The sequence below is a fragment of the Streptomyces sp. NPDC034037 genome (genome assembly GCF_055575715.1).
Genome location: NZ_JBVISC010000004.1, coordinates 317,161 through 339,638 on the forward strand (window position 1 = coordinate 317,161; position 22,478 = coordinate 339,638).

General features: G+C 72.3%; 19 protein-coding genes. 11 read left to right on the forward strand and 8 right to left on the reverse strand.

What is annotated here, in order from left to right:
- Nucleotides 1-46 precede the first annotated feature (46 nt).
- Complete coding sequence (locus tag ACZ516_RS16680) at nucleotides 47-1,198, reverse strand: lipid-transfer protein (RefSeq protein ID WP_469010754.1); 1,152 nt, start codon at nucleotides 1,196-1,198, stop codon at nucleotides 47-49.
- A gap of 115 nt (nucleotides 1,199-1,313) precedes the next feature.
- Here ACZ516_RS16680 and ACZ516_RS16685 point away from each other — a divergent pair, with 115 nt between their 5' ends.
- A complete protein-coding gene (locus tag ACZ516_RS16685) occupies nucleotides 1,314-2,972 on the forward strand; it encodes a FadD3 family acyl-CoA ligase (protein WP_469010755.1) in 1,659 nt (552 codons plus the stop codon).
- A 91-nt stretch (nucleotides 2,973-3,063) separates the two neighbouring features.
- On the opposite strand, the gene ACZ516_RS16690 is transcribed toward ACZ516_RS16685, so the two are convergent.
- Complete coding sequence (locus ACZ516_RS16690; protein WP_358580431.1) at nucleotides 3,064-3,414, reverse strand: hypothetical protein; 351 nt, start codon at nucleotides 3,412-3,414, stop codon at nucleotides 3,064-3,066.
- Nucleotides 3,415-3,483: 69 nt separating this feature from the next.
- Entirely contained in the window at nucleotides 3,484-4,839 is a 1,356-nt protein-coding gene (locus ACZ516_RS16695; protein ID WP_469010756.1) for a tetratricopeptide repeat protein, read from the reverse strand.
- 201 nt (nucleotides 4,840-5,040) lie between these two features.
- Between ACZ516_RS16695 and ACZ516_RS16700 the strand changes: the two genes are divergently transcribed.
- The 3 genes from ACZ516_RS16700 (at nucleotide 5,041) to ACZ516_RS16710 (ending at nucleotide 7,029) form a co-directional block, all read left to right on the forward strand.
- Nucleotides 5,041-5,559 carry an NUDIX domain-containing protein gene (locus ACZ516_RS16700; protein WP_469010757.1) on the forward strand — a complete coding sequence of 173 codons (519 nt, stop codon included), beginning with the start codon at nucleotides 5,041-5,043 and terminating at the stop codon, nucleotides 5,557-5,559.
- A 210-nt stretch (nucleotides 5,560-5,769) separates the two neighbouring features.
- The gene (locus ACZ516_RS16705; RefSeq protein ID WP_469010758.1) at nucleotides 5,770-6,675 is read left to right on the forward strand and encodes a radical SAM/SPASM domain-containing protein; all 906 of its coding nucleotides are present in this window, start codon (nucleotides 5,770-5,772) and stop codon (nucleotides 6,673-6,675) included.
- A gap of 18 nt (nucleotides 6,676-6,693) precedes the next feature.
- Complete coding sequence (locus ACZ516_RS16710) at nucleotides 6,694-7,029, forward strand: hypothetical protein (RefSeq protein ID WP_469010760.1); 336 nt, start codon at nucleotides 6,694-6,696, stop codon at nucleotides 7,027-7,029.
- A 70-nt stretch (nucleotides 7,030-7,099) separates the two neighbouring features.
- Here the strand turns inward: ACZ516_RS16710 and ACZ516_RS16715 are convergent, their stop codons facing one another.
- Entirely contained in the window at nucleotides 7,100-7,702 is a 603-nt protein-coding gene (locus ACZ516_RS16715) for a hypothetical protein (protein WP_361078081.1), read from the reverse strand.
- A gap of 75 nt (nucleotides 7,703-7,777) precedes the next feature.
- On the opposite strand from ACZ516_RS16715, the gene ACZ516_RS16720 reads away from it, so the two are divergent.
- The gene (locus ACZ516_RS16720) at nucleotides 7,778-8,644 is read left to right on the forward strand and encodes a hypothetical protein (protein WP_469010761.1); all 867 of its coding nucleotides are present in this window, start codon (nucleotides 7,778-7,780) and stop codon (nucleotides 8,642-8,644) included.
- A gap of 34 nt (nucleotides 8,645-8,678) precedes the next feature.
- Here the strand turns inward: ACZ516_RS16720 and ACZ516_RS16725 are convergent, their stop codons facing one another.
- The 3 genes from ACZ516_RS16725 to afsR all read right to left on the reverse strand — a co-directional run bounded on the left by ACZ516_RS16725 (nucleotide 8,679) and on the right by afsR (nucleotide 12,434).
- Nucleotides 8,679-8,852, reverse strand: coding sequence for a hypothetical protein (locus ACZ516_RS16725; protein ID WP_358580318.1), 174 nt, complete (start codon nucleotides 8,850-8,852; stop codon nucleotides 8,679-8,681).
- Nucleotides 8,853-9,076: 224 nt separating this feature from the next.
- The gene (locus ACZ516_RS16730) at nucleotides 9,077-9,253 is read right to left on the reverse strand and encodes a sigma-like protein (RefSeq protein ID WP_358580316.1); all 177 of its coding nucleotides are present in this window, start codon (nucleotides 9,251-9,253) and stop codon (nucleotides 9,077-9,079) included.
- 205 nt (nucleotides 9,254-9,458) lie between these two features.
- Entirely contained in the window at nucleotides 9,459-12,434 is a 2,976-nt protein-coding gene (afsR, locus tag ACZ516_RS16735) for an SARP-family global regulator AfsR (protein WP_469010762.1), read from the reverse strand.
- 311 nt (nucleotides 12,435-12,745) lie between these two features.
- Here afsR and ACZ516_RS16740 point away from each other — a divergent pair, with 311 nt between their 5' ends.
- The 6 genes from ACZ516_RS16740 (at nucleotide 12,746) to ACZ516_RS16765 (ending at nucleotide 20,695) form a co-directional block, all read left to right on the forward strand.
- Nucleotides 12,746-13,984 (forward strand): amidohydrolase family protein, encoded by a 1,239-nt coding sequence (locus ACZ516_RS16740; protein ID WP_467465304.1) that lies wholly within the window; start codon nucleotides 12,746-12,748, stop codon nucleotides 13,982-13,984.
- A gap of 141 nt (nucleotides 13,985-14,125) precedes the next feature.
- A complete protein-coding gene (locus ACZ516_RS16745) occupies nucleotides 14,126-15,034 on the forward strand; it encodes a TIGR03619 family F420-dependent LLM class oxidoreductase (RefSeq protein ID WP_469011031.1) in 909 nt (302 codons plus the stop codon).
- A gap of 41 nt (nucleotides 15,035-15,075) precedes the next feature.
- On the forward strand, nucleotides 15,076-15,885 hold the full coding sequence (locus ACZ516_RS16750; RefSeq protein WP_469010763.1) for an SDR family NAD(P)-dependent oxidoreductase: 810 nt from the start codon (nucleotides 15,076-15,078) through the stop codon (nucleotides 15,883-15,885).
- A 147-nt stretch (nucleotides 15,886-16,032) separates the two neighbouring features.
- A complete protein-coding gene (locus tag ACZ516_RS16755; protein WP_361078063.1) occupies nucleotides 16,033-17,160 on the forward strand; it encodes an LLM class flavin-dependent oxidoreductase in 1,128 nt (375 codons plus the stop codon).
- Between the two features lie 314 nt (nucleotides 17,161-17,474).
- The gene (locus ACZ516_RS16760; protein ID WP_469010764.1) at nucleotides 17,475-19,214 is read left to right on the forward strand and encodes an N-acyl-D-amino-acid deacylase family protein; all 1,740 of its coding nucleotides are present in this window, start codon (nucleotides 17,475-17,477) and stop codon (nucleotides 19,212-19,214) included.
- Nucleotides 19,211-20,695, forward strand: coding sequence for an aldehyde dehydrogenase family protein (locus ACZ516_RS16765; RefSeq protein WP_469010766.1), 1,485 nt, complete (start codon nucleotides 19,211-19,213; stop codon nucleotides 20,693-20,695). Before ACZ516_RS16760 ends, ACZ516_RS16765 begins: the two co-directional genes overlap by 4 nt.
- A 54-nt stretch (nucleotides 20,696-20,749) precedes the next feature.
- On the opposite strand, the gene ACZ516_RS16770 is transcribed toward ACZ516_RS16765, so the two are convergent.
- Complete coding sequence (locus ACZ516_RS16770; RefSeq protein ID WP_469010768.1) at nucleotides 20,750-22,297, reverse strand: CehA/McbA family metallohydrolase; 1,548 nt, start codon at nucleotides 22,295-22,297, stop codon at nucleotides 20,750-20,752.
- Nucleotides 22,298-22,478: the final 181 nt, after the last annotated feature.

The following is a 22,478-nucleotide window of genomic DNA, read 5'->3' on the forward strand; positions in this document are numbered from 1 at the left end:
GTCGGGAGGGGGATCGTCGTGGCCGCTCGCGCTCTTCGTCGGCCCCTCAGGGGGCCCGCAGGAGCAGGGCCGAGGTGGGGACTCCCTCGCCGGCCGTCACCAGGCAGGTGGCCGCGTCCGGGACCTGGGCGGTGGAGGTGCCCCGCAGTTGCTTGACGCCCTCGGTGATGAGGTTGAAGCCGTGGACGTAGGCCTCGCTGAGGCCGCCGCCGCCCGTGTTCAGGGGCAGCCGGCCGCCGCTCTCCAGGGCGCCGCCCTCGGTGAACGCGCCGCCCTCGCCGCGCCCGCAGAAGCCGTACCCCTCCAGGGAGAGCGGGATGAGCGGGGTGAACGCGTCGTAGATCTGCGCGACGTCCACGTCCTGCGGGCCGAAGTCGGCCTGCTTCCACAGGTGCCGGGCGGCCGTCCAGGCGGGCCCCGAGAGCGGGTCGTCGGTCCAGTAGTTGACCATGCCGTGGTGCTGCGCGGGCAGGCCCTGCGCGACGGAGTGGACGTACACGGGCCGGGCGCGGCAGTCGCGGGCCCGCTCGGCGGCGACCACCACGCACGCCAACGCCCCGTCCGTCTCCAGGCAGTTGTCGAAGAGGCAGAGCGGTTCGCTGATCCAGCGCGAGGTCATATACATGTCGCGGGTGAGCGGACGGTCGTACATCATCGCGGCGGGGTTCTGGTTGGCGCGGTTGCGGCAGGCGAGGGCGACGTTGAAGAGGTGGTCGCGGGTGGTGCCGTACTCGTGCATGTGGCGGCGCGCCAGCATCGCGATCTCGTCGGCCGGGCGGAGCAGGCCGAAGGGGCGCGTCCACTGGGCGGGCGTGGGCAGTTGGACGGCCGTGTTCTTCCAGGGGCGGGGGCCGCTGCCGCGTTTGCGGGACCGCCAGGCGACGCCGACGCCCGCCTGACCGGTCGCGATCGCGGCGGCGAGGTGGGCGACGGTGGCGCAGGAGCCGCCGCCGCCGTAGCCGACCTTGCTGAAGAAGGTGACGTCGCCCGCCCCGACGGCCTTGGCGACCTCGACCTCGTCGGTCTCCTCCATCGTGTACGAGGCGAAGGCGTCCACCTCGGACGGGGCGATGCCCGCGTCATCGAGCGCGGCGAGGATCGCCCGGCACGCCAACGTCCGCTCGCCCTGCGGCAGTTGGCGGGCGAACGCGGTCTGGCCGATGCCGACGATCGCCGTGGCGTCCTTGAGGGAAGGCATGGGTGGCGGCACCTCCGCGAGAGGGGCGTCCCGGCGGGCGTCCGGGCTGCTGACAGGGCGTCAGGCTACCGCTAATCTGACGGTCAGTCAGCTGGTGCGGTGGGAGGGGCTTGCGATGCGCGGCGACCTGGGGCCTGCGATCCGTGGCGACCTGCGGTGGGGCACCGTCCCCGGCCTCGTCCGGTCGGCCGCCGAGCGGTACGGCGACCGGGAGGCGGTCGTGGAGGGCCGCACCCGCCTCTCGTACGGGGAACTGGGCCGGCGCGTGGAGCGGGCGGCGGCGGCCTGCGCGGCGAGCGGCGTCGAGCCCGGCGACCGCGTCGCCGTCTGGGCCCCGAACACCCTCGACTGGATCGTCTGCGCGCTCGGCGCGGTCTCGGCGGGGGCCGTCCTCGTCCCGGTGAACACCCGCTTCAAGGGCGCGGAGGCCGCCTACGTCCTGGCCCGCAGCCGCGCGCGGCTCCTCTTCGTCACCGGCACCTTCCTCGGCACCTCCTACGTCGCCTCCCTGCGCCGCGCGGCGGCCGAGGGCCCGGGGAGCGGGCCGCTGCCGGGCCTTCCGCACCTGGAACAGGTGGTCGTCCTCTCCGACGACGCCCCGCGGGACTTCCGGACCTGGGAGGACTTCCTCGCAGGCGGTGACGGCGTGGACGCGGCGGCGGTCCGCGCGCGGGCGCGGGCGATCGACGGAGCGGCGCCTTCGGACATCGTCTTCACCTCGGGCACGACCGGGCGCCCCAAAGGCGTCGTGATCACCCACGCGCAGACGCTGCGCTGTTACGACGTGTGGAGCGAACTGGCGGGCCTGCGCGAGGGCGACCGCTACCTGATCGTGAACCCCTTCTTCCACACCTTCGGCTACAAGGCCGGGATCATCGCCTGCCTGACGCGGGGCGCCACGATGATCCCCCAGCCGGTCTTCGACGTCGACGCCGTCCTCGCCAACATCACCGCCGAGCGCGTCTCCGTCCTGCCGGGCCCGCCCACCCTGCACCAGGCGATCCTCGACCACCCCTCTCGCGGCCGGCACGACCTGTCGGCGCTGCGGCTCGTGGTCACGGGCGCGGCACTCGTGCCGCTCCGGCTGGTCGAGCGGCTGCGCGACGAGCTGCGGGTGGGCACGGTCCTCACCGCGTACGGGCTCTCGGAGGCGAGCGGCATCGTCACGATGTGCCGTGGGGACGACGCGCCGGAGGTCATCGCCTCGACGTCGGGCCGGGCGATACCGGACACGGAGGTACGGGTGGTGTCACCGGCGGGCCGGCCGCTCTCCCCCGGGCACCCCGGCGAGATCCAGGTGCGCGGCCACCACGTCATGCGGGGCTACTTCGAGGACCCGGCGCAGACGGCCCGCGCGGTGACCCCGGACGGCTGGCTGCGCACCGGGGACATCGGCGTCCTGGACGTGCGGGGCAACCTGCGCGTCACGGACCGCATGAAGGACATGTTCGTCGTCGGCGGCTTCAACGCCTACCCCGCCGAGATCGAGCGGCTGCTCACCGCCCACCCGGACGTGGCGGACGTCGCGGTGATCGGCGTACCGGACCCGAGACTCGGCGAGGTGGGCCGGGCGTACGTGGTGCGACGCCCGGGCTCGACGGTGACGGCGGACGACCTGATCGCCTTCTCCCGCCGGGAGATGGCGAACTACAAGGTGCCGCGGTCGGTGGAGTTCGTCCACCACCTGCCGAGGAACGCGAGCGGGAAGGTGGTGAAGGGGGAGCTGCGGCAGAGCCCCCCACCCGACCGCCCGAAGACCGCCCCTGAACCCTGAGGCCCACCGCGACACTCCGGACGGCCCCGAACTCCCCTTGTCCGCGCGATTCGCCCCACTCGCTGCCCGAGGGGCCTTTGCGGGCTGGGGCTCACAGCCACCGCATGGCGGCCTCGACGCTGTCGTCGATGCCCGCGTTGAACGCGATGGCTGCCCCCGGCGCGTGCTGCCGGACCAGGTTCACGACCTGCTCGAAGAACGTCAGCAGAGGTTCGGGCTTGCGTATCCCGCCCCCGATGACGACGACGTCCCAGTCGCGTTCGGCCAGCGCCGCGACCACCGTGGCCTCGGCTGACCCGTCCGGCGCGATCAGCGCCATCGACACCTCGACACCATGTTCGCCGAAACGGGCCAGTTCCTTGTCCAGGACCGCGCGCATGGCGTCCCCGTCCATACCGGGCACTGCGTGCGGGTCGAAACCGAGAATGAGAGCAGAAGGCATGCTCTGCATGACGATCAACTGCCGGTGCCGGTTCCGTTCCTCTTTGCCGCGCTTCGTTGCTTCGGCCTCCTACCCCTTCAACTGCGCTACGGCAGCGATTCGTGGGGAGATGGCCCGCACGGCACGTGTACGCGCGTAGGGCTTCAGACGGAGCCGCATGGTCTCGAAGTGCTCGTCCCCTCGGGCAGAGGAAATGTGTTCGTAGTCGTCCAGGAACCTTCTCCACGACTCGCACGCAGCATCGACATGCCCGTACTGCAGTTGGCGTTGGGCAAGCACAGCGTTGAAATGCACCCGGCCCTGCCGTTCGCTTCTCGGCTGCACCTTCAGTGCCTGTTGCAACGCGCTGATCGAGCCCGGGAGGTCCTTCCCTTCGTAGAGCACATGGGAGACGTGGAACGCATAGGCGGACTGGTCGTAACCTCCGACGGCTTCACGACGGTTGTCGGCTTTCATCAGCGATACCTCTGTCTCCGCCAGCAAGCGCCTTGCCCGCCTGTGGTCGCCGACCATGGACGTGGCATGTGCTTGCTGTCCCGTCAGAAAGGCGCTAAGCCGAGGACCGCCCTTCGGGGCGGCCTCTGCCGCCGAGTCCGCAAGCTGCAAGGCCCGTGCACCGTATCCAAGGTTGGATGCCTGGAGGCTCATGCCCCGCAATGTTCGGCAGTACGTCACGTGATCATCCGCGTAGCCGGCGAGTTCCAGCGCCCTTGTGTAGTACTCCTGGGCGGTACGGTGGTCCCGCTCGTACATGGCCATCCAGCCGGTCAGGTAGGTCAGGTCAGAGGCCGCCGCGTACATATCTTTTCTGACAGCCGCAGAAGCCTCGGCGCGGAGCCACGGGGCCACCGTGTGGACCAGAAAGGCGGCGGCCATGGGGCGGGCGTGGGCCCCTCCCAGCTCGTCCAGGATATCCGCGATCTTCTCCGTCATCCTGCGTACTGACTCGACTTGCCCTGACCCGATCCGAACCGTGGCCTTGCCGGGAGCCACCGGGACAGCTTCAGCGGCTCGCGCCGCGTCGGCGAACAAGGGCACGGTCAGTGCTGCTGAGAACAGACCGCCCGCGGCGATGACACCACGACGAGTGGGGTCCATGTCGGCCCTCCCTAGGTCGACTAGCTCTTCCACCGTGTCGATGCCCGGCGGGGCCTGGTCAGACGGTGCGACCGGTAGCCCTGCCTCGGCGTGCGTCACGGTGCGATGCAGCTTTCGAGAGAACGCCTCAAGGATCACGCGCCTGACCGGAACCTTTGGGACCGTGCCGCTGATCCAGTGGGAGACCGCGGACTGGTCGTAGTGGAGCGCCAATCCGGCCTCCGCCCCCAGCCGGTTGATGATGATCGCGAACTGGGACCGGCTCCATTTGGCCTGTTCAAGCAGTCGCGCCAGATCAGTGTTCGGCGTGCGTGTGCGTGGCGCCATGCCCTCAACTCCTGCCAAGCAGTCCGGCGTTCATGGCTTTCATACTTCGGCACTGCTTCCAAGGTACCCCTCAGCGTGTTCACACGGTTGCGTAGAGGCAGGAGCGATCACCAGTGAACGGAACCGGGCCGTGGACGTGGACGGTGCTCTCCGCGGTTGCCGTGCTCGGTACCGGGGCCCCCATTAAGAGAGGCAATCCAGATGGCACATGCCGGCATTGATCCCGCTTCCCCGCCCCGCAGGCGCATCGAGGCCGTGGTCCTGGTCCGCAACGGATACGGGGACGTACTGATGGTCAAGCCCCGGTACAAGCAGGCAGACGACGAGCAGGAGTGGCAGCTCCCCGGTGGCGGTGTGCTTTCGGGGGAGACCGTTGCCGCTGCCGCCGTGCGGGCGCTGCATGAGGGGACCGGTATCAAACGGCACGTCACGCACGCGCTGATGATCGACCAGGTGCCTGCGAGTGAGGACGGCATGAGTGCTGAGGAATACAACGTCGTCGTGGACGGCGGAACACTCACCGCGGAAGAAGCTGCCGCAGTAGCGCTGCCGGAATCGGCGCGTTCCGAGTTGTGGGGCGTGCGATGGGTGGCCGCTGCCGACTTGGACAGCGTGGCGTGTCCCTACCAGGTGAAGCGGGTTCGGGCCGCGGCGCGCGCCTTCTCTTTCGGAATGCGGTTGCCGCTGTATCAGCTGGGCGAGCCGACGGTCGCATCCTGACCGGTTGGGCGCACATCACTCCCGCCCTGGCCGGACGAGCCGCAGGCAGACCATCACCCGTCGGGTCGGCTCATCCGCCTCGCCGCTCGGGGCATCCGGGTCGCCCGGCACGTGGTGCAACCGGCCGACCCGTGAAACCGGCGGGGAAGTGGCCGCTTCCCCGCCGGGCCGCGCACCAGAGGACCCACCGATACAGACAGGGGATCGCTCATGACAGCCACGACGCTGCTCAAGTTCGCATGGCTGGAGGTGACAGGGGTTTGCAACGAAATCTGCACCCACTGTTACGCCGACTCGTCACCGCAGGGCACCCACGGCACGATGACCGTGAAGGACTGGGTGAACGTGCTGGACCAGCTCGCCGACATGGAGGCGTTGGACGTTCAGTTCATCGGGGGCGAGCCGACGTTGTACCCCCACCTGCCCGAGTTGATCGAGCACGCACATGGACGTGGACTCGGCATCGAGGTGTTCTCGAACCTGACGCACGTCCGCGAGCCCTTGTGGGACACCTTCAAGCGCTGCGGGGTCAAGCTCGCCACGTCGTACTACTCGGACAGCGCGCAGGAACACGATCAGGTGACGCAGCTCAAGGGATCGCACAAGAAGACACGCGCCAACGTCGTGAGAGCGCTGGAACTCGGCATCCCCCTGCGCGGCGGAGTCGTCGCCGTGCGTGCGGGGCAGCGCGCACAGGAAGCGGCTCGGGACCTCACGGTGCTCGGTGTCGAAACGGTGGGTGGAGACAGGGCCCGCGCGTTCGGACGGGCCAGTCTTGGCGCTGCCCCCACCGTCGGGGACCTGTGCGGGCACTGTGCGCATGAAAAGTGCGCCATCGGCCCTACGGGTGACGTCTGGCCCTGTGTGCTCGGACGCTTCCTCAGCCTTGGCAACGTCAAGGCGGCGCCGCTCGCCGAAGTGTGGGGCGGCTCGCAGATGGCCGCGGTGGCCGCCGATATCGCGGCGGTGCACGGTCCCGGAGCACAGGCGTGCACACCGCCGCAGTTCCTCCCGATGTGCGGTCCCTGCCAACCCTGCGTTCCCTCGGTGGGTTTCTGTGACCCGAGGGAGGCGGGAAGTGCGCCGGGCGTCGCTACCATCGGCGCATCTGCTTGACCCGCATCAAGGAGAACCATGGACGACCACGGCGACGAGTACGGCGCATGGGTCGGGGACACCGTTCCGGACCCGGCGGCAGACCGCACCGACGAAGAATGGGCCGCCATCGCGCGCTACCTGCGGCACGCGGCGAATCAGCTCGGTCCGTCGTTGCCGCTGTGTCTGCCCGGGGAGCCGCAGCAGTGTGGGCGCACCGCCCGACAGCACGTCCTCGCGTGGGGAGCGGCGGTCAAGGCAGCCGCTCAGCATGTGATCGAAGAGGCGGCGCCCTCACCCGCGCACGCGGCTTTCGCGGCGGGTCCGCTCTATCACCGGAGGCGGGCCGTACTGCGCGAGCACGACAAGCACTGAGAGGGCGCTGACGGGCTCCGGTACGCCGCCGCTCGGCGGCGCCTCGCGTGCCATGACCGCGGGCGGTGGGTCAGTGGCCGATGGGTGGTTCCAGGCAGCCTGTTTCCTTGAAGCGGCCGTTTGCTCTGGCGCCGTAGTTGGTCTTCTGGATGTAGGCGGTGACGCAGGCGTCGTCGCCGATGTAGAGGCCGATCATCGCGCCCTCGGGGGTGACGTAGTCGTCGCCCTCGTAGCGCTGGTACATCTCCCTCACCTCCAGCTCGCCGCCGAGCAGCTTGCCCGCGTGGGTCGTCTCGCGCGGCTTGTACCCGAGGCTGTCGATGAGCGTGGCGCGCACGCTGTCCGGGTCCCACTTCCGTTGCCGCCAGAGCCGCTTCAGGACAGGTGTCATGCGGGCGGCCTCGGCCCGCGCGGTCCGCTCGTCGGCGGCGGACATGTCGCCGGGGCGCCGTGGGGCGCTGTTCTCGCCGTAGTGCGGGGCGCCGTCCGCCGCTCCGGGTTCCACGTAGGGGGAGGCGCCCGGCGCCGAGGGAGTGGTGGACGCGGTGTCGCGGGGGGCGGCCGGGGCGGCGTCCGTCCGCTTCTCGTCGCCGCAGGCGGTCAGAGGCAGCACGGCCGCCAACAGAGCTGCGGCCAGGGCGAGATGGCGTCGGTGCGTCGGTGTGGTCAGCATGTGCATGACTCTGCCATGGCGCACGTACGCCCCGGCGCCCCCGCCGCGACGCGAACCCTCTGCGACGATCATCGGATGCGCCCAGAGCACCCCGCCCGGCCCACCCGCCCCCGCCTCCTGTTCGTCACGGACCTCGCCTACCAGGCCAAGGGCCGCCGCTACTGCGACGAGGACATCCATCTCACCGCCCGGCTCCGCGAGGACTTCGACGTGGCCCTGTGCCACCCCCTGGACGCGGCCGCCCTGATGGAGACGTCCGCCTTCGACGCGGTCATGGTCCGCAACAGCGGGCCCGTCCTGCACTACCAGGACCGGTGGGACGACTTCACCGCCCGCGCGGCGCGCGCCGGGGCACGCGTGTACAACCAGCTGACCGGCAAGGCCGACATGGTCGGCAAGCAGTACCTCCTCGACCTCACCGCCGCCGGCCTCCCCGTCATCCCCACCGTCGACGACCCCCGGGACCTCGACCGGCTCCCGGACGCGGACACCTACGCGGTCAAGCCGAAACAGGGCGCGGACTCGATAGGCCTGGAGTTCCTGCCGAAGCGGGCGCTCGCGGCGCTGCCCCCCGGCCGGCGCGACCTGCTGATCCAGCCCCGCGTCGACTTCACGTACGAGGTGTCGTTCTACTTCGTCGACCGCGCCTTCCAGTACGCGCTCCACGGCCCCGCCCCCGACAAGCGCTGGCACCTGGAGCGCTACGCCCCCACCCCCGCCGACCTCGCCTTCGCGCAGCGCTTCGTCGACTGGAACGCGATCGACCACGGCATCCAGCGCGTGGACGCCTGCCGCACCCGGACCGGCGAGCTGCTCCTGGTCGAACTGGAGGACCTCAACCCGTACCTGTCCCTGGACCTGCTGGACGAGGCGACGCGGGAGTCCTTCGTGGCAGCCGTCAAGGGCTCGCTGCGGCGCCTGGTGAACGGGGCCGAGCGGTGAGCCCGGCCCCGTCGGCCCCCTGGGGGCGGGCGGATCAGGTCCGCGGGCCCGACGGCGTGTGGCCGTCACCGAGCGGCACGGACGGCGTGTGGCTGTCGCCGAGGGTGACGGACGGCGTATGGCTGTCGGCGAGCGCCGGCGAGGCCGCCACGCCGGTGGCGGCGGCCGCCAGGGCGAGAGCGACGAGGAACTTCTTGCTACGGGTCATTCCAACTCCTCGGGTGGGGCGGGGACTTCCAACAGCAGGGGACCCTACTGACGAGGCGGCCGAACGTTCGGTTCCGGCGGCGGGACGGCGGGGCGGCGTGGCACGCCCGGGGCGCGACGCGGGCCCAGAGGGGCCCGGCACCCCGGGCATGCGTCGGCCGCGGCGGCTTCCCCTCCGCGCCGCCGCGGCCGATCGTTCCCCCGTCGGGATGTGCAGCTGTGGGGTCAGCCCTGGGGCGGGACCGGCGTGTGGCCCTCGCCCTGGGTGGTGAAGACGCCGTCCTTGGGCGGCAGGGGCGTGTGGCCCTCGCCTTGGGTGGTGACGGCCCCGTCCTTGGGCGGGGCGGGCGTGTGGCCCTCCGCCATCGTGGTGACACCGATGTTCTTGTCGATCTCGCTCATGTACGACAACTCCTTCGTCTGAGCGGGGCTTTCGGGACAGCCACGCCCGCTCGGCAACTCCCCCGAGGATCGCCGAACGGGCGTAGTGGGCCGCTCACCTTAACCGCAGGGCCCGTGCGACCCGTCTGCCCCCCGACGCGACGGATCGACTCCTTGAGAGTGGCAGCTCCTCATAAACGTTCGATGAACGCCGCCGCGAGCGGGGTCAGGCGCAGGCGGACGGCGCCAGCAGGAACCGCACCCGGTCGGCCTCCGGGGCGCCCGCCTCCTCGTGGATGGCCAGGGCCTCGCGCCAGCAGGCCTGGGCCCGGTCCGACTGCCCGAGGCTGACGAGGGACTCGCCCAGCAGGGTCAGCACGTTGGCCCGCATCCACTCACCGCCGACGCAGCCGATGGCGAGCGCCTGCTCGGCGTGCTGGGCCGCCTGTGTCGCGCGCCGGTCCGCCAGGTGCACCTGGGCGACGCGGTAGTGCGTCGTGCCCTGCCACAGGCGCTGGCGGTTCGTGGCGAAGATCTGCAGGGCGTCGGTCAGCTGGTCCAGGGCGTCCGCGCGGTGGCCGGCGTCGCTGAGGGCGAGGCCGAGGGCGTACTTCGCGTTGGCCAGCCGGTAGGTGACCCCGAGGTCGCTGTAGACGGCGATGCCCTGCCGGGCCAGCTCGATCGACCTGGTGGTGCGGCCCATCGCCAGGAGCGCCCGCGACAGGTTGCACAGGGCGCTCGCCTCGCTGTGGCGGTTGCCGTCCGCGCGGAAGACCTCGATGGCGCTCCGCAGATGGACCTCGCTCACGTCGGGCCGGTTGACGCAGTTGTTGACGATGCCCTGTTCGTTCAGGGCGTTGCCGGTGGTCCAGGGGTCCTTGGACCGCGCGGCGAGCGCGGCCGCCCGCTCCAGCTGGCCGGAGGCGTCGTCGAAGCGCCCGTACTTGTTGAGCACCTGAGCGAGCGTCACCCGGGCCCGGCCCTCGGCGAGCGCGTCCCCCGCCTCGGCGGCCGCCTCACAGGCGGCGCGCGTCGCCATCTCGTACCGGTAGGAGATGGCCCCCGACTCCGCGAGGTCCTTCGAGGCGAGCAGCAGGTCCACCGCGCGCCGCAGGCTGCCCTGGCCCAGCGAGTGCTGGACGCACGCCAGGATGCAGGACGCCTCCGTGTGCAGCCAGTCGAAGGCGCGGCCGCTGTCGGTGAAGTCGAGGCCGGCCCGGGCGGTGACCTCCAGGTGGTCCACCGTGCGGTCGCCGGGGCGCTCGATGGCGTAGACCCGGGCCGCCGACCCCAGGTAGAAGTCCAGCAGCCGCGACATCGCCGCGTCCCGCTCGCTCGGCGGCTGCTCGTCGCGTTCGGCGCACGCGCGCGCGTAGAGACGTACGAGGTCGTGGTAGCGGTAGCGGCCGGGGGCCGCCGATTCGACCAGAGAGGTGTCGACCAGGGATTCGAGGAGGTCCTCCGTCTCCTCCGGGGGCAGGTCGAGGACGGCCGCGGCGGCGGCGAGGGAGAGGTCGGGGCCGTCGGCGAGGCCGAGCAGGCAAAAGGCGCGGGCCTGGGAGGGCTCCAGCTGGCCGTAGCCGAGCTCGAAGGTGGCCTTGACGGCGAGGTCGCCCGCCTGGAGCTCGTCCAGGCGGCGCCGCTCGTCGGCGAGCTTCGCCGCGAGGGTGGAGACGGTCCAGGTGCGGCGCGCCGCGAGGCGCGAGGCGGCGATGCGGATGGCGAGCGGCAGGAAGCCGCAGGCCGCGACGACGTCGAGGGCCGCTTCCCGCTCCGAGGTGACCCGCTCCTCGCCGACGATGCGGGTGAACAGGAGCAGCGCCTCCTCGGGGGACATCACGTCGAGGTCCACCAGGTGCGCGCCGGCCAGGTCGACCATGCGGACCCGGCTGGTGACCAGGGCCGCGCAGCCCTCCATGCCGGGCAGCAGGGGACGTACCTGCGCGGCGTCGCGCGCGTTGTCCAGGAGGACCAGGACGCGGCGGCCGTCGAGGACGGAGCGGTAGAGGGCGGCGCGCTCCTCCAGGGTGTCCGGGATCGCGGAGTCGGGGGTGCCGAGGGCCCGCAGGAACGCGCCGAGGACGGTCTCCGGCTCGGCCGCCCGCGCGCCGGCGCCCTGGAGGTCGATGTAGAGCTGACCGTCGGGGAAGTGGGCGCGGGCCACGTGCGCGACGTGGACGGCGAGGGTCGTCTTGCCGACGCCGCCGATGCCCGCGAGCGCGGAGACCGCCATCACGCGGCCCTCGGCGGCGGAGAGGATGTCGCTCAGCTCGCTCACGAAGGAGGCGCGGCCCGTGAAGTCGGGGACGGTCGCGGGCAGCTGGGCCGGGCGGACCACGGCGGCCGCCGGCTGCGGGGCGGCGGCCGAGGGCTCGGTGAGGGCCGGGTCGGCCCGGAGGATGCGCTGCTGGAGGTCCTTGAGGCCGGGGCGCGGGTCCACGCCCAGCTCGTCGGCGAGCAGCCGCCGCGTGTCCGCGTAGACCGCGAGGGCCTCGGCCTGGCGGCCGCTGCGGTAGAGGGCCAGCATCAGCAGTTCGCGCAGCCGCTCGCGCAGCGGGTGGGCGGCCGTCAGGGCCGTCAGCTCGGAGACGGCCTCCGCGTGGCAGCCGACCTCCAGGTCCATGTCGAGGCGCGATTCGATCAGTTGCAGTCGCCACTCGTCGAGGCGGGTGCGCTGGGTGTCGGCGTACGGTCCGGGCACGCCGGCGAGCGGTTCGCCGTCCCACAGGGCGAGTGCCTTGTTCACCAGGGTGCGCGCCGTGCCCAGGTCACCGACGCCGCGCGCCTTCTCTGCCGCCGCCCAGAGGTCCTCCGCCACGGCCAGGTCCAGGGCGCCGTCGGCGACCTGGAGGGCGTACCCGCCGGATTCGCTGACGAGAACTCCGGGGGGCAGCACCTTGCGCAGGCGCGACGCGTACGTACGGACCGCCGCCAGCGCCTGGGAGGGTGACTCCTCGCCCCACAGGGCGTCGATCAGCTCCGAGGCCGTGGCCGTGCGGCCGTCCCGCAGCAGGAGGGCCGCGAGGAGGGCCCGCTGCTGTGGTGAGCCGGTCGGGAGCTGCTCCGTGCCGTGCCAGGCCCGCACCGGTCCGAGCACGGTGAAGTGTGGTGCCCGGACCTCGGGGTGCCCCTCGGTCCGCCCCTCGGGGATGTTCCCCGAGGCCGGACGCCACTGCTCCGGTACTCGCGGTGCATCGACCATCGCTCCCCCTGCCGCCCTGCCGTTCCCAGATCCTGCCGGTCGCGGGCCTGCCCTGCCCGCGTCGTGCCTCGTTCGGTCATGCCCTCGGCCGTGCCCGTGCGGCGCCTGTGGCGGGTCCGGGCCGTGCCTCGGTCGTGCACCCCGCCAGTTTGCCTTGTCCACGGCGGATGCGTCAGCCGTGGGAGACGGCTCTCACAGGGTCCTCGCACGGCGTCCCGCGTGACGCGGGTACCCCAAGGAGGCGTGGGCGACCCGGAACCGAGCAGCTGACGGGCCGTCAGATCAGCGCTACCGTGGGCCGCATGGAGACGATGGAGAGCGCGGACAGCGCGGCGAGCTTCCCGAGGATCATCTCGGTGGACGACCACACCGTCGAACCCCCGCACGTCTGGCGGGACCGGCTCCCGGCCAGGTACCGGGACACCGGCCCGCGGATCGTCCGCGCCCCGCTGAGGGAGATGACCTTCCTGGGCGGCAGATTCGCCCCGGTCATGGGGGAGAAGGGGGACGAGGGGCCCGTCGGGGACTGGTGGGTGTACGAGGACCTGCACCGGCCGCTCACCCGCCTCGACACGGCCGTCGGGTATGACCGGGACGAGATCAGGCTGGAGGTCATCACCTACGAGCAGATGCGCCCCGGCTCCTTCAGCGTGCCCGACCGTCTCGCCGACATGGACGTCAACCACGTCCAGTCCGCCCTGTGCTTCCCCACCTTCCCGCGCTTTTGCGGGCAGACGTTCACCGAGGCCGCCGACCGCGAACTGGGGCTCCTCGGGGTGCGCGCGTACAACGACTGGATGGTCGAGGAGTGGTGCGGCCCCGAGGCCCACGGCCGCCTCATACCGCTCACCCTGATCCCCCTGTGGGACGCCGGGCTTGCCGCCGCCGAGGTGCGGCGCAACGCCGCGCGCGGGGTGCGGGCGGTCGCCTTCTCCGAGATCCCGCCGCACCTGGGGCTGCCGTCGATCCACACCGACGCGTGGGACCCCTTCCTCGCGGCGTGCGACGAGACCGGGACCGTCGTCGCCATGCACATCGGCTCCTCCAGCAGGATGCCGTCGACCTCGGCGGACGCGCCGCCGGCGGTCGGCTCCACGATCACCTTCGCCAACTGCTGCTTCTCGATGGTCGACTGGCTGCTGAGCGGCAAGTTCGAGCGCTTCCCGAACCTGCGGGTGATGTACGCGGAAGGCCAGATCGGCTGGATCCCCTACGTCCTGGAGCGCGCGGACGTGGTGTGGGAGGAGAACCGTGGGTGGGGCGGGGTCGCCGACAAGGTCCACCGGCCGCCGTCCGAACTGTTCGCCGAGCACGTGTACGGATGCTTCTTCGACGACGCCTTCGGCCTGCGGAACCTGGATTCGATCGGTGTCGGGAACGTGCTCTACGAGACGGACTACCCGCACTCCGACTCCACGTGGCCGAAGTCCCGTGAGGTGGGCCAGGCGCAGATGGGCCACCTGCCGCCGGACGTGGTGGACCGCATCGTCCGGGGCAACGCGATCGAGCTGCTCGGTCTGACGCCGGCGGGGTTGTGGGCGGGGGCGTGACGCCGCCCGCCCCGGTGCTCCGTGGCGCGGGCTTCCGGACCCCTTGTCTGACGGTGCGTCAGCTACGACCATGGGTCCTCCCCGGCGCGTGCCGTGCCGCCGGGGCGAGGTGGGGGTGTGGGGCCAGTGATCGCGTACGGAATGCAGCTGCCCGTCCAGTCGCAGAGTTCCCTCTACGCCGAGGCGTGGGAGGCCGGCGCCACCCCGGGTGACCTGATCGAGATCGCCCGGACGGCGGACCGCGCCGGCTTCGCCTATGTCGCCTGCTGCGATCACGTCGCCGTGCCCCGCCGGCTCGCCGACGGCATGGGCCTGATCTGGTACGACCCCGTCGCGACCCTCGCCCACCTCGCCGCCGTCACCGAGCACGTCCGCCTGCTGAGCCACGTGGCCGTCGTGGGCCTGCGCCACCCCCTCGTCACCGCCAAGCAGTACGCGACCCTGGACCACCTCAGCGGCGGCCGCCTGATCCTCGGGGTCGGGGCGGGGCACGTGCCGGAGGAGTTCGCCGCCCTCGGCGTCGACTTCGCGCGGCGCGGGCCGCTGCTGGACGAGACGATCGACGCCCTGAGGGCCGCGCTCGGCCCGGAGCCGTATCCGGAACACCACGGCCCCCGCTACGACTTCGGCGACCTCGGCCAGCTGCCCCGCCCCGCGCAGCGCCGCGTCCCCGTGTGGGTCGGCGGCTCCTCGCCCGCCGCCGTCCGCCGCGCGGCGATCCGGGGCGACGGCTGGCTGCCGCAGGGCGACCCGCGCCCCGAGCTGCCCGCGCGGATCGCCCGGCTCCGGCGGCTGCGGGAGGAGGCGGGCATCGAGGAGCCGATCGTCGTCGGCGCGATCACCGAGCCCCTGTACGTCGGGGCACCGAGCTGGCCCGTCGGCCGCCGGACGCTCCACGGCGGGCCGGACGCCCTCGCGGAGTCGCTGCGCGCGTACGCGGCGATGGGCGTCGACCAGATCCAGGTCCGCTTCCGCAGCCGCAGCCGCGCCGAACTCACCGACCAGATGCGGGCGTTCGCCGCCGACGTGGCCCCGCACCTCGACGCGTGAGCACACCGCCCCACCCACTCCACCGACCGAGGAGCGTTCCCATGGGCAAGCTGGACGACCGCGTGATCATCGTGACCGGCGCGGCGCGCGGGCAGGGCGAGCAGGAGGCGCGGCTGTTCGCCGCCGAGGGCGCCAAGGTCGTCGTCGCGGACGTGCTCGACGCGCAGGGCGAGGCCCTCGTCAAGGAGATCGGCGCGGACGCCGGGGTGCGGGACGGGAAGGGCGCCGCGCTCTACGTCCATCTCGACGTGGGCCGCGAAGAGGACTGGCAGGCCGCCGTGGCCACCGCCAAGGACGCCTTCGGCAAGGTCGACGGGCTCGTCAACAACGCGGGCATCCTCCGCTTCAACGAACTCCTCGCCACACCCCTGGCGGAGTTCCAGCAGATCATCCAGGTCAACCAGATCGGCTGCTTCCTCGGCATCCGCACCGTCGCCCCCGAGATCGCGGACGCCGGCGGCGGCACCATCGTGAACACCGCGTCCTACGCGGCGCTCACCGGCATGGCGTACGTCGGCGCGTACGCCGCCACCAAGCACGCCGTCCTCGGGCTGACCCGGGTCGCAGCGCTGGAGCTGGCCTCTCGCAGGATCCGCGTCAACGCCCTCTGCCCGGGGGCGGTCGACACGGCCATGACCAATCCCGCCCAGCTCGATCCGGGCGCCGACCCCGAGGTGGCGAAGGGCGCGGTCGCCGAGCTGTACCGGAAGCTGGTGCCGATGGGGCGGATCGGCACACCCCAGGAGATCGCGGCCCTCGCGCTCTTCCTCACCGGCGAGGACTCCTCCTACATCACCGGCCAGCCCTTCGTCGTCGACGGCGGCTGGCTGGCGGGCGTCAGCGTCCTCTGAGCCGCGAGGGCCCCGCCCAGTAGGTGACGGCCCGTCAGGTCTTGACGGTCCGAGGGGCGGGTGGAACAGTCGACGCATCCTGAACTGACGGGGCGTCAGAAACTATGCCGCCGCGACCGCCAGACCTCACGAGGACGGTGAACCTCCTTGGAATTCGGTCTCTTTGTACAGGGATACGTGCCCGCCGCGCGGGCCAGGGTCGACCCCGAAGCGGAGCACAAGGCGCTCATCGAGGAGACCGAGTACGTCATCGAGGCCGACAAGGCCGGCTTCAAGTACGCCTGGGCCTCCGAACACCACTTCCTGGAGGAGTACTCCCACCTCTCCGCCAACGACGTCTACCTCGGCTACCTCGCCCACGCCACCGACCGCATCCACCTCGGATCGGGCATCTTCAACCCGCTCGCGCCCGTCAACCACCCCGTGAAGGTCGCCGAGAAGGTCGCCATGCTCGACCACCTCTCCGAGGGGCGCTTCGAGTTCGGCACCGGACGCGGCGCCGGCTCGCACGAGATCCTCGGGTTCATGCCGGGCATCACCGACATGAACCACACCAAGGAGATCTGGGAAGAGACCATCGCCGAGTTCCCCAAGATGTGGCTCCAGGACGAGTACGCCGGCTTCCGGGGCAAGCACTGGTCGCTGCCGCCCCGCAAGATCCTTCCCAAGCCGTACGGGAAGTCGCACCCCGCCATGTGGTACGCCGCCGGGTCCCCCTCCTCGTACGCGATGGCGGGCAAGAAGGGCCTCGGCGTGCTCGGCTTCAGCGTGCAGAAGGTCTCCGACATGGAGTGGGTCGTGGAGTCCTACAAGAACGCCGTCAAGGACGCCGAGGCGGTCGGGGACTTCGTCAACGACAACGTCATGGTGACCTCCACGGCCATCTGCGCCGAGACGCACGCCAAGGCCGTCGAGATCGCCGTCGGCGGCGGGCTCAACTACCTCCAGTCGCTGCTCTTCCGCTACCACGACACGTTCCCCCGGCCCGAGGGCATCCCCCGGTGGCCCGAGCTGCTGCCCGCCTACAGCGAGGAGATCATCGAGCTGCTCATCGCCGAGGAGCTGATGATCTGCGGCGACCCGGACGAGGTCTTCCGGCAGTGCAAGCGGTGGGAGCAGGCCGGGGCCGATCAGCTCAGCTTCGGGCTTCCCATCGGGGTCTCGCCCGAGGACACGAAGAACACGATCCGGCTGATCGGGGAGCATGTCATTCCCAAGATCGACACGGATCCCGTGCATCGGACCTCCCGGTTCCGGGCGGCGGCTTCTTCCTGAGGTCGCCCTTCAGCCGCCCCGGCCTCCTCTCCCGGACGGAGGCCGGGGCCCTGCCGGGCCTGGGCGGGGCCTTGGTGCTGACGCGGGGCTGTGCCCCGGACCCCCCCAATCGCCCTTCGGGCTCGTCCTCAAACGCCGGACGGGCTGGAATTCCGCCGGTCCGGGCTCTCGACTTGCTCGACGCGCCGATTGCGCACGGACCATTCCGCTCTCCGAAATCAACGCGCCAGGTGTGCGCAGACCATTCCGCTCTCCGGAATTGTCGCGCCGGGTGTGCGTTGACCATTCCGCTCTCCGGAAGGGGACGTTCCGTCATGCTCGACCACCTCATCAAGGGGGCCACCGTCGTGGACGGGACCGGCGCCCCCGCCTTCGCCGGCGACGTCGGCATCCGGGACGGCCGCATCGCCGTCATCGCCGCACCCGGCACCGGCACCGAGCCGGCCGTGACGAGCGAGGACGCCCGGGGGCGGGTGCTCGCGCCGGGGTTCGTCGATCCGCACACGCACTATGACGCCCAGCTGTTCTGGGACCCGTACGCGACGCCGTCCCTCAACCACGGCGTGACGACCGTCGCCGGCGGCAACTGCGGGTTCACGCTCGCGCCGCTGCATCCCGCGCGGCCCGAGGACGCCGACTACACGCGGCGGATGATGGCGAAGGTCGAGGGCATGTCGCTGGTCGCGCTGGAGGAGGGGGCGCCCTGGACGTGGAGTTCCTTCGGGGAGTACCTGGACGCCCTGGAGGGGCGGATCGCCGTCAACGCCGGATTCATGGTGGGGCACTGCGCCCTGCGGCGGTACGTGATGGGCGCGGACGCCGTCGGCGGGCAGCCGACCCCCGACCAGCTGCGGCAGATGCTCGACCTCCTCCACGACGCGATGGACGCCGGCGCCTGGGGCCTCTCCACCACGCAGTCCGCCACCCACTCCGACGGCGACGGGCGGCCCGTGGCGTCCCGGTACGCGCGGCCCGCCGAGCTGCTCGCCCTGTCCCGGGCCGTCGCCGAGCACGAGGGCACGCAGCTGGAGGCGATCGTCGCCGGGTGCCTGGACCAGTTCGGGGACGACGAGATCGACCTGCTGGTGGAGATGAGCGTCGCCGCCGGGCGGCCCCTGAACTGGAACGTCCTCACCATCGACGCCGCCGTCCCCGAACGCGTGCCCCGCCAGCTCGTGCCGAGCGAGCGCGCCCGCCGGGCCGGCGGCCGCGTCGTCGCCCTCACCATGCCGATCCTCACCCCGATGAACATGTCGCTCGGCACGTTCTGCGCCCTCAACCTCATCCCCGGCTGGAACGACGTCCTCGCTCTGCCCGTGCCCGAGCGGATCGCGCGGCTCCGCGACCCCGGGGTGCGCGCCGGGATGCTGCGGCGCGCGGACAGCAAGGAGGCCGGCGTCTTCCGGCGCCTGGCCCGCTTCGACCGGTACGTCATCGGCGACACGTACTCCACGGCGAACGACGGCCTCACCGGACGGGTCGTCGCCGACATCGCCGCCGAACGCGGCCAGGAACCCTTCGAGTGCATCGTGGAGATCTGCGCCCACGACGACCTGCGTACGGTGCTGTGGCCGATGCCCGCCGACAACGACCCCGACTCCTGGGCCCTGCGCGCCCGGACCTGGGAGCACGAGGACGTCCTGCTGGGCGGCTCGGACGCCGGGGCGCACCTGGACCGCATGTGCGGGGCGCCGTACACGACCCGGTTCCTCGGGGACTGCCTGCGCGGGCGCGAGCTGGTCGGGCTCGAACAGGCCGTGAAGATGCTCACCGACGATCCCGCGCGGCTCCTCGGACTGCGCGAACGCGGCCGGATCACCGAGGGCCACCACGCCGACCTGGTCCTCTTCGACCCCGAGCGGATCGACGCGGGGAAGGCCACCCTCGTCCACGACCTGCCCGGCGAAAGCCCCCGCCTGGACTCCCGGGCGATCGGCGTCGACGCGGTGTGGGTCAACGGCGTCGAGGTCATCCGCGAGGACGCCGTCACCGGCGCCGTGCCCGGCAGGGTGCTGCGCTCCGGGCGGGACACCAGGACGGTGAGCACCAAGTGAGCCACGCGCAGCGTTTGTTCGTCGGCGGTGAGTGGGTGGAGCCCGACGGCGGGCACTACGAGGTGATCGACCCGGCGACCGGGGAGGTCGTCGGCCTCGCGCCCGAGGCGAGCCGCGCGCAGGCCGAGGACGCCGCCTCGGCGGCTCGTGCCGCCTTCGCGGGCTGGTCCCGCACGCCGCCGCGGGAGCGGGCCGCCCTTCTGTCCCGCGCGGCCGCGATCATCCGGCGCGACCTCGTCCCGTACGCGGATCTCGCCCGGGCCGAGACCGGCGCGACGACCGCCACCGCCCGGGGCATGCAGGTCGCGGTGGCGGCGGCCCGCTTCGAGCGGTACGCGAAGGGCGCCCTGGAGCCGGTGGAGAGCGGACTTCCGCCGCAGCTCAGCGAGGCGGGGCCGATGGGGAGGGCCGGGGTGACGGGCGCGGTCGCGGTGCGGCGGCCCGTCGGGGTCGTCACCTGCGTCACGTCGTACAACAACCCCTGGGCGAACGCGGCGGGCAAGGTCGCGCCCGCGCTCGCCATGGGCAACACCGTCGTGGTCAAGCCGGCCCCGCAGGACCCCCTGTCCGTCTTCCGGATGGCGGCCGCGCTGGCGGAGGCGGGGGCGCCGCCCGGGGTCGTCAACGTCGTCTGCGGCACGGACGCGGCCGTCGGCGAGGCCGCCGTCGGCTCCCCCCACGTCGACATGGTCAGCTTCACCGGGTCGACGGCCGTCGGGCAGCGCATCGGGGAGGTGTGCGGGCGGCACATGAAACGGCAGCTGATGGAGCTGGGCGGCAAGGGCGCGGCGATCGTCTTCGCCGACGCCGACCTGACGGCGGCGGTCGCCGGGATCGGCACCACCTTCTCCTTCTACAGCGGCCAGATCTGCACCGCGCCCACCCGCGTCCTGGCCGAGCGCGGGGTGTACGAGCGGCTGGTGGAGATGCTGGCCGGATACGCCGGCCGCCTGAAGGTCGGGGACCCGCGCGCGCCGGACACGGTGGTCGGGCCCGTCATCTCCGCCGCGCACCGCGACCGGATCGAGTCGTACGTGCGGATCGGTCGCGAGGAGGGCGCCCGGGTCGTCACGGGCGGTGAACGCCCCGCCGGGCCCGGCCTCGGCAAGGGCTTCTACGTGGCGCCCACGCTGCTCGCCGACTGCACGCCGGACATGCGGGTCGTCCAGGAGGAGATCTTCGGCCCGGTCGTCGTGGTCGTCCCCTTCGAGGGGGCCACCCCGCAGGCCGCTGAGGAGACGGCCCTCGCCCTCGCCGACGACAGCGACTACGGGCTCATCGACTACGTCTGGTCCGGTGACGCGGCCCGCGCCTTCCGTGTCGCGGGCCGCCTGCGGGCGGGCGGCGTCGGGGTCAACACGGTCGCCCGCAACATGGAGGCGCCGTTCGGCGGCTTCAAGAAGAGCGGCGTGGGCCGCGACGTCGGTTCGTACGCGCTGCACGCCTACAGCGAGCTCCAGTCGATCGTCTGGCCCGGCTGAGCACCGCCCTGACAAAGCCCCCGGCCGGCGGCCCTGTCAGGGTCCCGGGGCCGGTCAGGAGCGGCCCAGGAAGATCGGGTTCGTGAAGGCCGTCAGCGGGCCCGGCAGGTTCGGGGCCGTCGCCGGGTGGCGGACCTCCGCCCGGACGTACGCCGCGTACGACGGGGTCGTGCGCCACTCCACCGTGCCCGTGCCGGACTTCGGCAGCGGGGCGCTGGTGTGCAGGACGCCCTGGTCGGTGACGATGCGGACCGTGCCGCCCGGGGCGCCCTTGACGTCCAGGCGGACCGTGACGGGGGTGTCGCGGTCGACGGCGAGGCGGCCGCCGATGCCCGCGTGCGCGCCCCGGCCGCCCGCCGCCGAGAACGCCAGCTCCACCGCCTTCGACTCGGCCACGTAGGAACGGCCCCTGCGCAGGCCCTCCTGGATGGCCGCGCGCGTCAGGTCGTCGGCCAGGACGACCGTCTGCGGGCCGCCGATCCGGTCCGGGTCGCGGTGCGCGTCGCTGTTGCCCATCGCCGGGATCCACGGCCGGCCACCGCGTACGGAGGCGACGAGCATGCTGTCCCAGTCGGCCAGGGACACCTCGTCGTCCGGGGTGTACGCGCCGTTCCACACCTCCACGACGTCCGCCTCGCCGAAGCCGAACTTCCAGTTGCAGCCGACGCAGGTGGCGTGCGGGTGGGCGGGCACGACGAGGCCGCCCGCGTCCCGGACCTTCCGCGCGTACTTCCCGAAGCGGTTGTCGCGGGCGCGGTAGCGCCAGTCGATGAACGTGCCCGGGTCCGTGCCGAGGGCGACCACGTGGCCGTTGCGGGTGGTGACCTCCTCGCCGAGCATGATCAGCAGGTCCTCCCCGGCGTGCTCGGCCCAATGGGCGTGCGCGGAGTGGGTGTTGTGCTCCGAGCTGTTGATGAAGTCGAGACCGGCGGCGCGGGCGAGCGCGGCGATCTCGGCGGGGGTGCGGCGGCCGTCGGAGTGCACGGAGTGCAGATGGCAGTCCCCCCGGTACCAGGCGCGGCCGCGCCCCTTGGCGCGCTCGGGCGGATAGTCCGGCCTCGGGGTCCTGCCGGGCGCCCCGTAGGTGAGGGTGATCGTCACCTCGTAGGGGAGGCCCTCGGGGGCGACCGTGTACGGGCCGAGGGCGATGTGCCAGGTGCCGGGGCGGATGCGGCCCGGGATGTAGCCGGGGGTCGCGTCGTCGGCGCGCAGGAAGAACTCGGTGCGGGCGCCGCCGGACCAGCCCCGGAAGCCCTCGCCGCCGAGGCCGGTGCCGCGCTCGTCGAAGACGCCGATGTCCAGGGCGTTGCCCTGCGTCCCGGCGGGGACGGGCGGCTTCTGGTAGCTGTAGGCGACGCGCAGCTCGGCGACCCCGGCGGGGATCTCGACCGGCAGGTACACGAAGTCCGGCGCCCCGACGGGCAGCGTGCCGCGCACCGTGCGCGTCTCCGTGCTCCCCGGCGCCCGGCCCGCCGCCCCGCCGGCGGCCCCGCGCTCGGCGCCGCTCGCGAAACCCACGCCGTTCAGCGTGAGCGCGGCGGCGGCTCCCGTCACGAACAGTGCGCGCCTGTTCGGTCCCTCGTGCACGACGTCCTCGCACATGCGGCGGCTCCCCGGGGTGTCGATGGTGACGTGAGTGGTGCGGGCAACCCTGGTATTGAGCCGTGAACTGCGCGGCAAGGGAAGGAGATTGACGTATTTCCACCCGGTGGCCACGAAAGGTTCCGCCCACCGGCACCCTCTCCGGGGCAGCGGCCCCGTCCCTCCCTGGGCCCCCGGCGGC

Bases quoted from the DNA above. Each gene is read 5' to 3' on its own strand.
- ACZ516_RS16720 (WP_469010761.1), top strand. From the start codon at position 7,778: ATGCGCCCAGAGCACCCCGCCCGGCCCACCCGCCCCCGCCTCCTGTTC.
- ACZ516_RS16695 (WP_469010756.1), bottom strand. From the start codon at position 4,839: ATGGCGCCACGCACACGCACGCCGAACACTGATCTGGCGCGACTGCTT.
- ACZ516_RS16685 (WP_469010755.1), top strand. From the start codon at position 1,314: ATGCGCGGCGACCTGGGGCCTGCGATCCGTGGCGACCTGCGGTGGGGC.
- ACZ516_RS16770 (WP_469010768.1), bottom strand. From the start codon at position 22,297: ATGTGCGAGGACGTCGTGCACGAGGGACCGAACAGGCGCGCACTGTTC.
- afsR (WP_469010762.1), bottom strand. From the start codon at position 12,434: ATGGTCGATGCACCGCGAGTACCGGAGCAGTGGCGTCCGGCCTCGGGG.
- ACZ516_RS16760 (WP_469010764.1), top strand. From the start codon at position 17,475: ATGCTCGACCACCTCATCAAGGGGGCCACCGTCGTGGACGGGACCGGC.
- ACZ516_RS16725 (WP_358580318.1), bottom strand. From the start codon at position 8,852: ATGACCCGTAGCAAGAAGTTCCTCGTCGCTCTCGCCCTGGCGGCCGCC.
- ACZ516_RS16690 (WP_358580431.1), bottom strand. From the start codon at position 3,414: ATGCCTTCTGCTCTCATTCTCGGTTTCGACCCGCACGCAGTGCCCGGT.
- ACZ516_RS16705 (WP_469010758.1), top strand. From the start codon at position 5,770: ATGACAGCCACGACGCTGCTCAAGTTCGCATGGCTGGAGGTGACAGGG.
- ACZ516_RS16680 (WP_469010754.1), bottom strand. From the start codon at position 1,198: ATGCCTTCCCTCAAGGACGCCACGGCGATCGTCGGCATCGGCCAGACC.
- ACZ516_RS16730 (WP_358580316.1), bottom strand. From the start codon at position 9,253: ATGAGCGAGATCGACAAGAACATCGGTGTCACCACGATGGCGGAGGGC.
- ACZ516_RS16710 (WP_469010760.1), top strand. From the start codon at position 6,694: ATGGACGACCACGGCGACGAGTACGGCGCATGGGTCGGGGACACCGTT.
- ACZ516_RS16740 (WP_467465304.1), top strand. From the start codon at position 12,746: ATGGAGAGCGCGGACAGCGCGGCGAGCTTCCCGAGGATCATCTCGGTG.
- ACZ516_RS16715 (WP_361078081.1), bottom strand. From the start codon at position 7,702: ATGCTGACCACACCGACGCACCGACGCCATCTCGCCCTGGCCGCAGCT.
- ACZ516_RS16700 (WP_469010757.1), top strand. From the start codon at position 5,041: ATGGCACATGCCGGCATTGATCCCGCTTCCCCGCCCCGCAGGCGCATC.
- ACZ516_RS16745 (WP_469011031.1), top strand. From the start codon at position 14,126: ATGCAGCTGCCCGTCCAGTCGCAGAGTTCCCTCTACGCCGAGGCGTGG.
- ACZ516_RS16750 (WP_469010763.1), top strand. From the start codon at position 15,076: ATGGGCAAGCTGGACGACCGCGTGATCATCGTGACCGGCGCGGCGCGC.